Source organism: Salinimonas profundi, from assembly GCF_014750655.1.
GTDB classification, from domain to species: domain Bacteria; phylum Pseudomonadota; class Gammaproteobacteria; order Enterobacterales; family Alteromonadaceae; genus Alteromonas; species Alteromonas profundi_A.
Window position 1 is genome coordinate 855177 of record NZ_JABBXD010000001.1, and the last position, 14449, is coordinate 869625.

A 14449-nucleotide genomic window follows, 5' to 3' on the forward strand; every position below is an offset into this window, starting at 1 on the left:
TCAGGCGGTAACTTCTAACTGTTCACGAATTTCCGGTAATAACTCATTAATTGTTTTTGGCCTGGAAAATAAAAAGCCCTGCATCAAATCACACCCTGCCTGTCTGGCAAAGTTTGCATGCGCTTGTGTTTCAATGCCTTCCAGTAAAACAGATTTACCCAGCCTGCTGCACATCTGAATCAGCGTATCAATAATCACCCGCTTGGTCTCGCCACTGTTTTCGGCAGGTAATAATGATTTATCCATCTTCACAATATGCGTATAAGGCTCAGTCAGCTCTGAAATCGATGCATAACCAGAACCAAAATCATCAACAGCGATAGTAAACCCAGCTGAGGCAAGCTCTCTTAATATGCGGCGGGTTCCGATATCGTGCATCGCAGATTCGGTGACTTCCAGGACGATATCATCTGCACAGATAGCAAATTCATCAAGAAAACTCATAAACTGCTTGACCAACTCGGTAGAGTTAAGCTGAAGAATAGACACATTGACATGGACTTTAACGTGGCCAAGCCCCTCCTCTTTAAGTAAAGAACTGGCGATACAGACTTCACGCAGCATTTTAAGTCCAAGCTCATTAATGAGGCCGGTTTCCTCAGCAATGGGAATAAAAGAGTCAGGATGAATATCCCCGATTTCCTGACTTTTCCAGCGGCACAATGCTTCCAGCGCAACGATGTTACCCGACATATCGACGATAGGCTGATAAGCAGCATAAAGCTCGTGATTGATAATGGCATCAAGCAGCCCTTGCTCCACATACAATCGGTACTCTATAGAATCACTTTGCGCAGAGGTATAGAAAACAACCTGACCTTTGCCTTTTCGCTTTGCTTCATACATCGCAATATCAGCGTGTTTTAACAGCTCGTCCGCGCCTTTGCCATCAATGCCTTCAGCCACACCGATACTGGCCCCCACGGTTAACGTTAAATCGTTGACACTGATAGCATCGTTAAACGCTGCAAGCAGACGCTGACTGAGTTTGTTCAAATCATCACTTTGCTGAACCAGTACGACAAATTCATCACCACCATGACGAATCAGCGTGTCGTTTTCACGTATAGAGTGTTTTAGCCGCATAGCGCATTCACAGAGGACTTCGTCGCCAACATCGTGACCGTGGGTATCATTAATTGCCTTGAACCCATCTAAATCAACAAAAATCAGTGCCTGGATATTATCACTGAAAACACTGTCATTGAGCGCCAGCTTCAGATAGTTGCGATTACCCGCACCAGTCAATGAGTCGGTAAATGCCAGTGACTCAAGCTGTTTTTCAGCCCGGGTCAGTTCGGTGATGTCCGAGATGGTGGCGACAAACCTTTCCGCGTCGCCGCTTTGAGTCAGTTCAGTGACCGTCAGAAGCGCCGGAAACTCATCGCCTCGCGCATCATGCAAATGAATTTTATCGCGCAGCATTTTCTTTTTGCCACGATTGCGGGCAATAGAAAGCGGATCGATGCCAAAATCGAAAAGTGACTTTCCTACCAGCCGCTCAGGTGCAACGCCTATCAGTTCGGCTAACGCCCGGTTACAGTCAAGCACGGTGAAATCCTGAGCAAGCACCGCGACCCCCTCTGCCAGCTGGTCAAAAATAATACTTGATAGCCGCAACTTTTTACTCTGCCGCTGCCGCTCGGTGACATCAATAACCGCTCCGATATTAACCAGCTCGTTATCTACATCAATTTCACTAAAAACAATGTCCAGCCAGGTATCATTTTCTGCATCTATGCATAACGTTTTATGCAAACTTTTACCCTGGGAAATACTGTCTGTAACATCCTGCTTGTCAGCATCATCAAACAGTGCAAGGAAGGTATCCAAATCAATCGTGGTAGATGCGCCAAACTGGTGTTGCAGGCTTTTGGCGCCTGTATAGGTAAAGGAACACCCATTGCCATCTAATTCCATAACGCCCATTTTGGCCGCCTCTGCCGCCACTTTAAAGCGCTTTTCGCTGGTTCTGGCCTGCTCTTCCAATGCAAAGCGTTTAAGCGCAGTCTCGCAGGTGACTTTTATGGTTTTCACATCAAAGGGTTTGACCACATACCCATAGGGCGAAACGCTCATTGCTTCCTGTAACGTTGTGTCATCTGAGTAAGAGGTTGTGAATATTACCGGGACAGCCCGCTGCTGGGTAATACTTCGGGCAGCTTCAATACCACTGCTGCCATCGGCCAGATGAATATCCATCAGAATCAGTTCAGGATTGGTTTTTTCCACCATCTCAAGCGCTTGCTCTTTCGAGCGAGCCAGTCCGACGACCTGCGCGTTCAGTGCCGACAATTCTCGGGCCAGATAGGTAGCGGCAATAGTGGTATCCTCAACCACCAGCACCCGTTTATTTTCTATCAAACTCATTGAAACCCTTATTTACCGGTGTTCAGACAACTGACGTAATGTAGAAAGTAAAACATTGTCAGGCACTGGCTTGGTTAAAAGCGGTATGTTTTTTAATGATTCAGGCAACGTCAATGCATCACCATAGCCGGTGACGATGATACTCGGTATGCCAAGATTTACGGCTTTCTGAACAAAATCAAACGTTGTCACCTTACCCAGGTGTACATCAGAGATTAACAGTTCAGGCTGTTTATCTTTCATCTGTTGCGCTGCGGCAGATAGATTACCGGCGACCGATACATCCCTGATACCTATAGCTTTAAGCTTCTTTTGTAAATCCAGTGCAATTACCAGACTATCCTCAACCACGAGTACTCGTTCTGGCAGGCTGACAGGTTTGTTTTCAGTCGTACTGTCGTTAATAGTGTTTGTATCAGGCAACGATGTATCTGATAAATATTTTGCCGGGATCCGAATCGTTGCCCTGACGCCATCAGGTGCAAATTCAATATCAACGTCACCGGCAAGTTCGTGTGGTATGGTGTTTCGGATCAGTATCATACCAAAGCCTTCCCGCTTCGGCGTCTCAACCGGAGGGCCGCCGGATTCACGCCAGCTAATCGTCATTCCGCGCAGCTCATCGATGCTCCATGATATTGATACGGTGCCTTTCTTTTGAGAGTTTGAAAGCGCGCCGTACTTAGCCGCATTGGTAAATAATTCGTGAATCGCTAATACAACGGGTGTGGTGGCGTCCGGTTTCAATGACACATTAGGGCCGTCAAATTTAATGGTGTTGCCCTGATGGGCGTATGCCTGTATTTCGGTATGCAAAAGTTGTGAGAACGAAATATTATTCCAGTGAGAAGCCGTCAGTTGATCGTGTGCAGAGGCCAGCGCCATCATCCGGCCGGATAAAATCTGAACAAAGTCTTCGAGACCTCTGTCAGCCTGTTCAGTCTGCATCACAATAGCATTGACCAGATTAAGAATATTTCTTACCCGGTGATTGAGCTCAGAGATGAGCACTTCATGTTTACGACTGGCCTGAAGCTGCATATCACTGCGCTCCTGAAAGTGCCGGATAATCACCTCAAGCAGCGTGACACGCAATGAATCACCGCTGCGAATGTCCACATCAGTCCAGTGCTCACAGCGATCATCGTGGGTTTGTTGCCACAACGCAAAGCTCGAACGCGGGATGAGACGGCTTCCGTTAGGCCCGAATGAAACCGGCTTTTCCGGATTACCTGCCCAGTTAACCGTTTGCGTCTGCGCATTACGGAAAAACAGCAGATAGTCTCTGGGACTTTTTGATACCGGAATCGCCAGCACACCTGCAACCTTCTCGCTGCCGGTATCATAATTTTTTAAGACCTTTTCCAGGCTTTCAATAGTGATCACTTCGCTGGATGCCTGACGGTTTAAATAACGGGTAAGCTGATTTACCCAGTCAATACTGATCGCTGTACCGTCAGTGCGATAGTCTTCGTCAATGATAGCTGCAATACCATCACAGTGTACGAGCGCGCGCATGGTAGAGAATTGCTTTTCCAGCAAGGAAATTAGTGATCCCTCACTGCCAATACTGGCCATAATCTGATTATGTACATTGCGCACCCGGTTTGATTCCTGTTCACGCTCGCGCATCAGGCGGGAAGACAGCTCTAATGAGAAAATTTCAGCAAACAATTCAAGTTCCGTTCGCACAAAATAGGACGGGACCAGCGGACTGTAATGATGACAGGCAATCAACCCCCATAGTTTGCCATTGATGATCAAACTCACCGACATTGAGGCTTTTACCCCCATATTTTTCAGGTATTCAATATGGATAGGTGAAACCGCACGCAACGTAGAAAATGACAAATCAATACTGTCTTCTGAATCAGACGCCTCAGGCAGAATCGGAACCGGATCACTATCTACATCGTGAATAACACGCAGCAGGTTTTTCAAATAAAGCGCACGGGCCTGTTTGGGTATATCTGAAGCGGGATAACGCAACCCCAGAAACGAATCAACTTGTTCATTTTTTGCTTCAGCAATCACCTCGCCGGCGCCATCAGGAAGAAATTGATAGACCATAACCCGGTCAAAGCCTGTCAGAAACTGAATATACTGCGCCGTGTTTTGAATTAATTCCTGACTATTGGCGTAGCGTTGAAACTGGCTGAGCATCGAGCGCACAAATGAGTCTTCCGGGATACGATTCTCAGTGATCTTTTCAAACTCAATAATGATAAAAGTACCATTATGATGAATAGAAAGATCGACAGATACACCGGTTGACTCAATATGCCTTGAAAACAGACGTTCATTGCGCCCGGTAATTGTAGAGGCTTGAAAGGCCGAGCGAATATCGTGAAGTGTTTGCGCATCGATCCAGGTTTTCAGTGGAGAGCCGATAACCTCATCACTCCCGGCACCAAAATAATCAACCGTGTTAGCCGAGCTATACGCGATTATCCAGTCGAAACGAAGGGCAACAAAACAACCGAAGCTTTGTGTATAGCCCAGAAGATGAATAGGTTCTCTATCACAATTGGTTAAATCGACGGGTTTATCTACATCAATAAAATCAGAATTTTTCATACTTCATTTCTTACTGCATAATAGCGTAGGTATCTCCTACACAACGAAGATAACTAAGGATCAAGACGTATAATCCTATGACTACTTTTTTCACTGAGCTAAAGCGCGGTACCGCGGCATCCCATACGGCGCTTGAAGCAACCTATCCGTTTAATACGATGATGAAGCCGGATATTTTTGACCGGCAGGCTTACACCCAAAACCTTTTGATTTTAGCCAGTTTTCACAATTGTGTCTCAAAAAATATACAAAAAACAAAAAATAAGGCCTCGCTCAGCGAATTTATTGAGGCTGAGTCGGTGATGCGCGCGGTGAATCAGGATCTGAACGCATTAGGTCGTCAGCCTGAGTACCCGGATTTCCCCCTTATCGCGCAGCCTGATTCACCTGAATCTGCACTGGCTGGCGCTTATGTGTGGATGGGTTCATCAATGGGCGCCAGAATTCTTTATCGCTGGTTGAATCACGCCGGCTATGAGGAACTTCCCACTGCGTATTACCAGCAAATGATCACATTGGGTCAGCACTGGCCGGCGTTTGTTGAGCATGGTCTTGATTATGTGCAACGCCACAATGTGGATGTTGATAAATGCACCGAAATTGCCAATCAACTTTTTGACGGGCTTCAGGTATGCGCAAATACGTTAACGCATCAGCAGCAGCATCCGGCATAATCCCTTTAAAATTATAAACAGACAATTGCAAAATGTTATGAAATTTATCTCATTTAATATAAATGGTATCAGAGCTCGTCTGCATCAGTTGCAGGCGATTATCGATAAGCACGCCCCAGATGTCATCGGTTTACAGGAAATAAAAGTACAGAACGACCAGTTTCCTGAAGAGGCAGTGCGTGATATGGGCTACCATGTTTTTTATCACGGTCAGAAAAGTCATTATGGCGTGGCATTTTTAACCAAGATCAAACCTGACAATGTTCAGTATGGATTTCCCACCGATGATGACGATGCACAGCGAAGAATGATCATGCTGACGTTTTCACAGGGCAGAGAAAAGCCGCTTACCGTACTTAACGGCTATTTTCCCCAAGGAGAAAACCGCGATCATGAAACGAAATTCCCGGCCAAACGCAAGTTCTACTCAGATTTGTCAGCGTATCTTTCAAACCACCATACCCAGGATGACGATATTGTTGTTATGGGCGATTTAAATATCTCCCCGCAGGATATTGACATTGGCATTGGCGAGCAGAATAAAAAGCGCTGGTTGCGTACCGGAAAATGCAGTTTTTTACCTGAAGAAAGAGAGTGGATTCAGAAGCTTTATGACTGGGGACTGACTGATAGCTTCAGAGATCAGCATCCAAACACAGACGATCAGTACAGCTGGTTCGATTATCGCTCCAAAGGCTTTTTAGATAACCGTGGCTTGCGCATAGACCATATCCTGGCAACGCCAGCCCTGCACAATACCCTGCAGGAAACCGGCATCGATTACGAACTCAGAGGCATAGAGAAGCCCTCTGACCACGCGCCGATATGGGCCGTTTACCACGAATAGGCGGATATTCACATGACCGGGCTGCAAACCGCTGCTTTACTCCTGTTTTTGTTAAGTGTTACCTACATTTATCGCAAGGCAGATATTAAAGCGGCCTTTGCAGCTGCCCCCACCAGGCATGCCATCGTCAATGCTACTGCGTTGCTGTTGCTATTCTGGCTGTTCCGGCTGCAAACCTCACTGGGGCCGGATATTCACTTCTTACTTGTCACCGCATTAACGCTGACGCTGGGTTTCAGGCTGGCTACGCTGTGTGCAACATTATGTCTGCTCATTGTGTGTGCGGTGGGTACAGTCCCATGGGCAATGCTCGGCGTGCACGGGATCACGACGATTCTCATTCCTGTAGGATTAACCTACACGGTGTATGCACTGTCTTTTCACCGCATCCCAAGAAACTTTCTGGTGTACATCTTTTTATGTGCGTTTATACCTGCCGCGCTGGTATTGGGGGTCAGTATGCTGTCGCTTGCCGGCTATTATGTTTTAGAAGGGATTTACGACACGCATGCAATTATCGATAACTATTTAATGATTATTCCGCTGATGCTCTTTCCTGAAGCATTATTAAATGGAACCGCTATCACTCTCCTTGTGGTATACAAACCAGAGTGGGTTTATACCTTTCACGACAAATTTTATTTTGATGACTAAAAGCGTTACATAAAAAAGCGGCCAGAGACGGCCGCTTTAAGTCTGAATGATTACTCTGCTCGTTACTTATCCTGCGCAGAGGAATATAACTGCATCACATCCTGCGGGGTAATGGGCTCATCATATATTTTAAGTTCATCAACAATCCCTTTGTAAGGGGTATCCCAGAAATTGACACCAATACTCATTCCGGTTGATGGCTGATTGGAAAAGACATCGGGAAAACCTGTATTTTTGTATACTTGCTCACCGTTGAGATACACGGTTAGCACATCGTCGTCCACCGTATATACAACATGCGACCATGCGTCGACCGGAAGCTGTTTGCCGATGCCGGCGTCATACCACTGGGTACCTGACCAAATCATGGTGTTTTGTGACACACCATCGTGACCACGGGGCACCAGACTGACCCAGCTATCCGCACTGGCGTAGCCAAATAATGCAGCGCTATACATTGTCAGTTGTGACGGATTTAACCACATTGCGACACTGTACCGGTTGCCAGTAATCATATTTTCCGGCAGCTGCACGCCAGACTGACCGTCAAGCATCAGTCCCATACTGTCGATGCCACCGGTGAAAGCAGGTGCCGTGCCGGTGGTGTTGAGCTGTGCACCGGTAGGTGTACCTGCAGCAAAGTTGCCGGTAGCATCTGCCAGCGTCAGTGCATCAAAATTAAAGTCAGCGATGGGTTTTACCGGCCCTGACGAACGCACAGTAACGGCAAATTCACGCGTAGTGACGTTGCCATCAAGGCTGACAGTTGCCGTTAACGTGACCGTGGCATCCGGCTCATCGTCTGCTGGACGGGAGATTTCTCCCTGACTGTTAATAATCTCAGGATTTGACGACGTCCAGTTTACCGATGCGGCAAACAAACCGACGGCAGGCAGGGTCAAATCTGACTTAACCGCACTGATGTTTCCTAAATTAAGTTCATCAGCGGCTTGCTCAAGTAACTGCCCAGAAGGTTGTCTTTCAATATCCAGCGCAACAATTTCTGCTTGTGTGAGCGCATCATCATAGACAGCCAACTCATCGATTAGGCCCTGATATGGCGTGTCCCAGTAATTGACACCAAGGGTAAATGTGCCATTGGTACCGCTAAATACATCACTGAAACCTGTGCCTGAATAGACAGGTTCACCGTCAATATAAAGGCGAACAGTGCCATTATCTACGCTAAAAGCAACGTGGCTCCAGGTATCGACAGGTATCTGATAACCAGCAGAAGCATCGTACCAGGCGACGCTTCCACGCCATAACATGGTATTGCCATCCCAGCTCCAAGGCACCAGACTAATCCAGTTATCGGCCGCTGCTGCACCGAAAAAGGCGGGAGTAAACTGTGACAATTGTGATGGATTCAGCCACAGAGACACCGTGTAAGCATTGTTGTCAATTAGCCCGTCTGGTAAGCGCACCCCATTGCCATTTTGCAACCATACGCCCTGTTGGTTTTGGCCTGCTGAATACGCGACATTCCCCTGTAAATTGTCAGGTGTACCGGTAACCACCCGCCCTTCAGACTGGATTGCCAGCGAATCATTCAGATTATTTTCGAACTGATAAAGTGCGATACGATTAAATAATTTACGCGCCGGAACCTCAACGGTGAAGGTGCGTGTTTGTGTCTGACCGTCCAGTGTAATGGTGGCTGTTAAGGTAACAGTGGCATCAGCGGATCCCGGCGCGGGCCTGATAACCCGACCCTCTTCACTCACCACGTTTTCATTATCTGAAGTCCAGTTGATTGTCGCGCCCAGCGCTCCGGTATCTGGCAACACGATATCATTACTGGCAAGAGCAGGAACACTCAGCGCATCGGCCGTCGCCTGAACCGCTTCATCCACAGATATATCCGGAATTTGCGTTCCCCACACCGATTCCCCGCTGGTCGCCAGGGCAGTAAATGTGGGCACAAGCTTTTGAATATTATCGTTATACTGCCATACAGCCACGCCCTCAAATGTACCCACCTCATCAATCCATAGTGTCAGTCTGTTATCTCCACGAAGCCGGTACGACCCGGTGAAGTCCCCCCCGATACTACCGTTTACATCAAGTCGCAGATAACGGGAAACTTTGGCTTCGCGGTTTATGTCCTTCTCGTGATTCACAAACCGATAAGTCCCCGTGAGATCGTGCCTATCCACGATGTTCTCTCCCTCAATGGGCACATATCGATGTGGTGAGGCAACCAGCCAGTCATCATCATTGATAAACATTTCATGAACACGAATCTCGTGTCCTTCACCCCGTTGCGGGAAACGCGTGTGAAAAATCACATAATGGCGGCCGGTTTCTTCATCATAGTAGGCAGAATTATGGCCCGGGGCCATGTAGCCGTTATCACTGCCGGGTTCACCGGGGTTAACATCAAACAAATAGCCGCCCATGAGCTTGACGCCATAAGGTTCAATACTCGACCAGCTACCACTTGCGCCAAGCATGTCCTGGCCCTGCGCGTCAACAAACGGGCCCGTCGGGCTTTTTGAGCGGGAGATACGCATGTTGTAACCATCGTTTTGTTCATAGCCACCAAACGAGGTGAACAAATAGTAGTAATCTGACTCGGGGCTGTAGAACATGTACGGCCCTTCTATAGCACTATAGAAGCCCCCCATAATCTTTGTACCAAATCCCTGCCCTTCCAAAGGTTTTCCGGTTTGTGAGTCCATCTCCAGTACAAAAATCCCACCGGAATAAGAGCCATAAACCATCCACAGCCGGCCGTCTTTACCATAAAAAACATCCGGGTCTATGGCATTGGGATGGTAATTACCGTTGTAGGTTTCACCATTGATAGCCGGGTTTTCATCTCCGATATGACCGGAGCGTAAAATGAGCCCCTGATCTTCATACGGCCCTTCGATATTCTCTGATACCGCTATACCGAGATACGATCGTGATGCATCGCATAAATCACTGTCCACCGACGCGCAATGGTTGTAGTAAAAGTAATACTTGCCATCTTCAAGCTGAATGACATCTGCAGCCCAGGAACCCACAGTGCCCCCTGACCAGGCAATACCCTCGGCAGCTTCTTCCTCGTACGTATCAAAAAACGGGCTGTTTTCGACGCCATCACCGGCCACCGAATACCAGTTCATCAGGTCGTCACTTTTAGCTGCAGCCAGATGAGAGCCAAACACATAATATTCACCGTTATCCAGCCGGATTACCGACGGGTCGTGAACGCTGGCATTATCAAAGCTGATGGGCCCGTTTACAGTGGGATTTGGCCTGCCTTGTTGTGTAAAGGCGTGTACTTCGGCGCTATAGGCGGGACGTGAGCGCTGCATTGCAAACTCAACGCGTATCGCCTGTGAGACGCTGTTTAATTCAAAATAAGGCGCACCGTTATCTGTCACACCATCGGCGTTTTCAACCGGGTGACTACTGTCAGTAATAATCAGGCGCATCATATCATGGGAAGCATCCGCGGCCGGAAGCGTGACTTGATTATCGGTATAAAAACCTTCTCCCCGGACATACACAGGTTTTCCCTGAGTCACTGTGACCCCTTCAACGGGTTCCCAGTCCGCTGAAGCAAGCGAAGAAAACAACCCTGCCACTGCAATGGCGCCCACGCGCGTGGCGGCAGGTACGTACTGATGATTGAACAGCGCCTGTAAAGACAAACGTTTCATTGTCATAGCTCCTGAAAATTGCAAAAAAAGTCGACGGCTTCCTGACTTTGAGCGTTGTGTATTAGTATGTTTTGCGCCGTAAAGCGGCCAGCGCACCTACCATAAGTAAAACACCGGTTGCGGGCGCAGGCACTGATGCATAGGACAGTGAGATATCGCTTACTGTAATACTGTCAGCAGGAATAAAATCAAAATCCATGACGCCAAACTCCAGGCTTACCCACTGCCCCGCCCAGAGACTGATATCGAATTGTCCGCCTGCGGTAAGATCGATGGCATCGTTGGTGCTCAGATCGCGAAGCTGGACATAAAATAAATCGGTCGCGGCATCGGTCACAGACGCCTGAAGGTTCAGTGAAAGCGTCTGGATGTCCTCAGACAGCATGACTTCCTGAAACATGCTGACAGACCAGTAATCGTTCATCGCATCCGATGACGTCGTCAGCGTTACTCCATTGTCAGACAAAGAAAAGTTGTCACTGAATTGATTGAAGATGTTCCCCGTTTCACTGCTATCCATCCCCGACGGATAATTAAACGAAATAATCTCTGCGCGCCAGCCCGAAAAACCAGATGAAAAGTCTGTGTTAATCAGATCTGCGCTGGCTGTTTGCGTACTCAGTCCGAGCAGCAAACCGGCGCCCCATATCAACTGCCGTATTCCCGTGTTCATTGTGTAATATTTCCCTGAAATGTGTGTTTTAGTAAACGTAATATTGTATTACATAATTACTTTGTCTAATTGTGACGTAAAAGTAAACAGTTTATAACAATATTTTTACACCACAGGACAGAGAACACGCCGTTTGCGTCGTGTTCCACGCATCAATTAGGGGGATATTACAATAAGATAAGGCGACGAAAACGCCAGTCGTAGTGATATTATATGATGTTTAACATGTAGTTTATAAAACAAAAAAAGCCGGTACTTTTGAACGAGACACCGGCTTTTTTTTTAGGAAGGGTTCTTATTTGAACAGAATGTCCATAACATCGGAAAGCTCAGATTTTCCTTCGCGTATTTCTTCTTCGCTAAGACCAGCTATTTCATGCGGGAACACTAACCACTCGTCTGACTGATTAATATAATAATCAGGAACAATGTCAGTTTTGTTGTTCTGCGGCTTATACCACGGGCAGGCAATTCGCATATCAGTGGGTGTATTCAGGCGCATTAACTTGTTAATTTGATTGATAAGGGCATCGACACTTCGACCTGAATCAAATACATCATCGACAATCAGCAGTTTATCGTTTGCATTGGCATTTTCGACAAGGTAATGCAAACCGTGTACGCGAATTTCTTTGGACTGCTTATTGATTCCGTAATAGGAAGAGGTTCTTACTGCGATGTGATCAGTGGGATTTTCTTTAAATTCGAAAAATTCCTGAACCGCAATCCCGATAGGCGCACCACCACGCCAGATCCCGACGATAAAATCAGGGCGAAAGCCATCTTCATAGACTTTGGCTGCCAGACGAAAGGAATCCTGTAATAAAGACTGCGAGGTAATAAAATTCTTTTTCATGTGGCCTACCAACCTAAAAATAAAAGGACGGGGATTATAAGTAATTTAGCCCGTGGTTGCACCCCAAAGTTTGCGTACAAAATCCGCAGGAGTACTAGTCGTTCTGAAGTGCAGCGGCGGGTTGGGTCCGCATGGCCCGCAGGGCCGGATACAGACTCGCCAGAAAACACAATAATAGTGAAAGTAACGTATAAATGGCGACCTGTGATACCCGTATATCTACCGGAACGGCGGCGCCGTCGGCTGACAACGCCAGACTTACGCCCATCCATTCAAGCAGCGTATTTAGCTCCAGGGCAATAAGAACACCCAGCACTAAACCGATTACAGCACCCTTCACACCATTAAATACACCATTAAGCATGAAAACCGCCATAAGCTTTGCGCGGCTTAGCCCCTGCGTTTGAAGAATTGCAATATCGCCCTGCTTTTCACTGACCACCATCACCAGTGCAGAAACGATATTAAAAGCGGCGACTGCTATAATCAGAATAAGCATCAAAAACATCATGTTGCCTTCCATCTTCACCGCATCAAATAATGGTCCCTGCCGTGTTCGCCAGTTTTCGCTTTTTAGGCCAGCGTTATTCAACTGCTGTACCGTGGGCTGGTAGGTAAAGGCATCATTCAGAAACAGGCGATAGTCGGCAGGACTGTCATCCGCACGCCGCAACATTTTTTTCAAATCAGTTAATGCCATGAAGATGATTTTTTCGTCCAGACGCGAGCCCACGTTATGCACACCAGCAACAGTTACCAGTCGCTGGCTTGGCAACCGGCCGAAAGGCGTATAAACACTGGCCCCGGCCATCAATATTCTGACCTTATCGCCCACGCCCACCTGTAACTGGCGACCCAGCGCCTGACTGATGATGACGGTAAAGCTGCCCGGCGTCATGGAAGAAAGCTGGCCCAGTTGCATGCTGTTATCCAGCACGCTGTTTTGCATATCTTCTGCCATCACACCTTGTATCTGCACGCCACGCAGCCCGCTTTTGGATTGAAGAACTCCCTGCGCTTCTAAAAACGGCGTCACAGTATGCACATTCTCCAGTTTCTCAAGCTGCGCCGGCTCGATGTTATCCGAGTGGCTGACGACAATGTGAGGAACCAGCCCCAGAATGCGCGCTTTTAATTGCGCCTCAAACCCATTCATGACTGACACGACAACAATCAGCGCCATCAGGCCAAGCGCGATGCCAGCAACAGAAAACCGGTTGATAAAAGAGACAAAGCTGTTTTGTTTACCTGCGGTGGAATACCGCCAGGCAATAAAGGCTGATATCGGATGAAACATATCGGTCCGTCATTTGATCGAATTGATAGGTGACAGCTTATTCACTTTTACAGGACACGTTCCCGGTCCCTTTAGTAAGTGCTGCTCGCCGTGAGACAACAACGCCCTGGCGGGTCGTAACCGGCACTCAAAAATACTGATATACTCAGGTATAGTCTACGTGCAAGCGTGTAGTCCTACAAGAATTAGGTGGTAACAATATGGACACTTTGTCGCTGGAAGAAAAAAAAGCACAGTTCGATGAATTCTACGTGATTAATCACGAGCTGAAAGCAAACATCAAACCCCTTGGCAGTGACGAGGTGTTACCGGCTTACTCGGAGTTAGAAGATTCGATGCCATACGCATTTCGAATTGCCTCTGAGATGTCTGCGCTTGACGCAGCTGCGCTAAGACCTTTACGGGGCTTAAGCGATCATGCCTCAGCCCTGGCAGACTATCTGAATCATCAGTCGAAGAAAATCGACTTGATGATGTCCTACATTCTTCATCAACAGGACGAACCGGAATACCGTTTTCTCACCGTAAAGTTCGGTGGCGGCGGTATTGTGATTCACAGCCCCTCACCACTTAAGGTCGGTACAGCGGCGCAAATTAAACTGTTTTTAAGTGAAGAGGCGGCCGCTATTTTTTGTTATGGCGAAGTTATTACTTGTCAGCAGAATGAAGATGATTACCATATAGCTTTTATTTTTACCCGCATACGCGAGCAGGATCAGGAGTTACTGGTTCGGGCCAGCCTGCATTTGCAAACTTTGCAGTTGCGTAAACGCGCGCAAGCCAGAGGCGACGAGTAGATCTCCGTATCGTTTCAGGCCTTTCAACCACGTTAAGTATCAGGTGAT

The 14449-nt window shown here is 47.5% G+C and carries 10 protein-coding genes; 4 read left to right on the forward strand and 6 right to left on the reverse strand.

The genetic code is table 11. The features are described 5' to 3' along the window. Both HHX48_RS03745 and HHX48_RS03750 read right to left on the reverse strand, forming a co-directional pair. The gene (locus HHX48_RS03745; RefSeq protein WP_191022316.1) at positions 1 to 2370 is read right to left on the reverse strand and encodes a two-component system response regulator; all 2370 of its coding nucleotides are present in this window, start codon (positions 2368 to 2370) and stop codon (positions 1 to 3) included. 12 nt (positions 2371 to 2382) lie between these two features. Further along, on the reverse strand, positions 2383 to 4947 hold the full coding sequence (locus tag HHX48_RS03750; protein WP_191022318.1) for an HWE histidine kinase domain-containing protein: 2565 nt from the start codon (positions 4945 to 4947) through the stop codon (positions 2383 to 2385). A gap of 77 nt (positions 4948 to 5024) precedes the next feature. Here HHX48_RS03750 and HHX48_RS03755 point away from each other — a divergent pair, with 77 nt between their 5' ends. Genes HHX48_RS03755 through HHX48_RS03765 form a run of 3 tightly spaced genes read left to right on the forward strand, consistent with a single transcriptional unit; the run spans position 5025 to position 7122 of the window. Further along, positions 5025 to 5621 carry a biliverdin-producing heme oxygenase gene (locus HHX48_RS03755; protein ID WP_191022320.1) on the forward strand — a complete coding sequence of 199 codons (597 nt, stop codon included), beginning with the start codon at positions 5025 to 5027 and terminating at the stop codon, positions 5619 to 5621. A gap of 37 nt (positions 5622 to 5658) precedes the next feature. Then, positions 5659 to 6468 carry an exodeoxyribonuclease III gene (xthA, locus tag HHX48_RS03760; protein ID WP_191022322.1) on the forward strand — a complete coding sequence of 270 codons (810 nt, stop codon included), beginning with the start codon at positions 5659 to 5661 and terminating at the stop codon, positions 6466 to 6468. A 12-nt stretch (positions 6469 to 6480) separates the two neighbouring features. Next, positions 6481 to 7122, forward strand: coding sequence for an energy-coupling factor ABC transporter permease (locus HHX48_RS03765; protein WP_191022323.1), 642 nt, complete (start codon positions 6481 to 6483; stop codon positions 7120 to 7122). A gap of 62 nt (positions 7123 to 7184) precedes the next feature. Here the strand turns inward: HHX48_RS03765 and HHX48_RS03770 are convergent, their stop codons facing one another. The 4 genes from HHX48_RS03770 to HHX48_RS03785 form a co-directional block, all read right to left on the reverse strand. After that, positions 7185 to 10778, reverse strand: a complete 3594-nt coding sequence (locus HHX48_RS03770; protein ID WP_191022326.1) for a LamG-like jellyroll fold domain-containing protein — start codon at positions 10776 to 10778, stop codon at positions 7185 to 7187. A gap of 61 nt (positions 10779 to 10839) precedes the next feature. Beyond that, complete coding sequence (locus tag HHX48_RS03775; protein WP_191022328.1) at positions 10840 to 11451, reverse strand: hypothetical protein; 612 nt, start codon at positions 11449 to 11451, stop codon at positions 10840 to 10842. A 295-nt stretch (positions 11452 to 11746) separates the two neighbouring features. After that, the gene (locus HHX48_RS03780; protein WP_139756573.1) at positions 11747 to 12307 is read right to left on the reverse strand and encodes a phosphoribosyltransferase; all 561 of its coding nucleotides are present in this window, start codon (positions 12305 to 12307) and stop codon (positions 11747 to 11749) included. Positions 12308 to 12401: 94 nt separating this feature from the next. Next, complete coding sequence (locus HHX48_RS03785) at positions 12402 to 13604, reverse strand: lipoprotein-releasing ABC transporter permease subunit (RefSeq protein ID WP_191022330.1); 1203 nt, start codon at positions 13602 to 13604, stop codon at positions 12402 to 12404. Positions 13605 to 13804: 200 nt separating this feature from the next. Here HHX48_RS03785 and HHX48_RS03790 point away from each other — a divergent pair, with 200 nt between their 5' ends. Continuing rightward, positions 13805 to 14401, forward strand: coding sequence for a PilZ domain-containing protein (locus HHX48_RS03790; RefSeq protein ID WP_191022332.1), 597 nt, complete (start codon positions 13805 to 13807; stop codon positions 14399 to 14401). The last annotated feature ends 48 nt before the right edge of the window (positions 14402 to 14449 follow it).

Excerpts from the sequence above, each read along its gene's own strand:
- HHX48_RS03755 (WP_191022320.1), top strand. The coding sequence starts at position 5,025 with ATGACTACTTTTTTCACTGAGCTAAAGCGCGGTACCGCGGCATCCCAT.
- HHX48_RS03780 (WP_139756573.1), bottom strand. The coding sequence starts at position 12,307 with ATGAAAAAGAATTTTATTACCTCGCAGTCTTTATTACAGGATTCCTTT.
- HHX48_RS03750 (WP_191022318.1), bottom strand. The coding sequence starts at position 4,947 with ATGAAAAATTCTGATTTTATTGATGTAGATAAACCCGTCGATTTAACC.
- HHX48_RS03785 (WP_191022330.1), bottom strand. The coding sequence starts at position 13,604 with ATGTTTCATCCGATATCAGCCTTTATTGCCTGGCGGTATTCCACCGCA.
- HHX48_RS03775 (WP_191022328.1), bottom strand. The coding sequence starts at position 11,451 with ATGAACACGGGAATACGGCAGTTGATATGGGGCGCCGGTTTGCTGCTC.
- HHX48_RS03765 (WP_191022323.1), top strand. The coding sequence starts at position 6,481 with ATGACCGGGCTGCAAACCGCTGCTTTACTCCTGTTTTTGTTAAGTGTT.
- HHX48_RS03770 (WP_191022326.1), bottom strand. The coding sequence starts at position 10,778 with ATGAAACGTTTGTCTTTACAGGCGCTGTTCAATCATCAGTACGTACCT.
- HHX48_RS03745 (WP_191022316.1), bottom strand. The coding sequence starts at position 2,370 with ATGAGTTTGATAGAAAATAAACGGGTGCTGGTGGTTGAGGATACCACT.
- xthA (WP_191022322.1), top strand. The coding sequence starts at position 5,659 with ATGAAATTTATCTCATTTAATATAAATGGTATCAGAGCTCGTCTGCAT.
- HHX48_RS03790 (WP_191022332.1), top strand. The coding sequence starts at position 13,805 with ATGGACACTTTGTCGCTGGAAGAAAAAAAAGCACAGTTCGATGAATTC.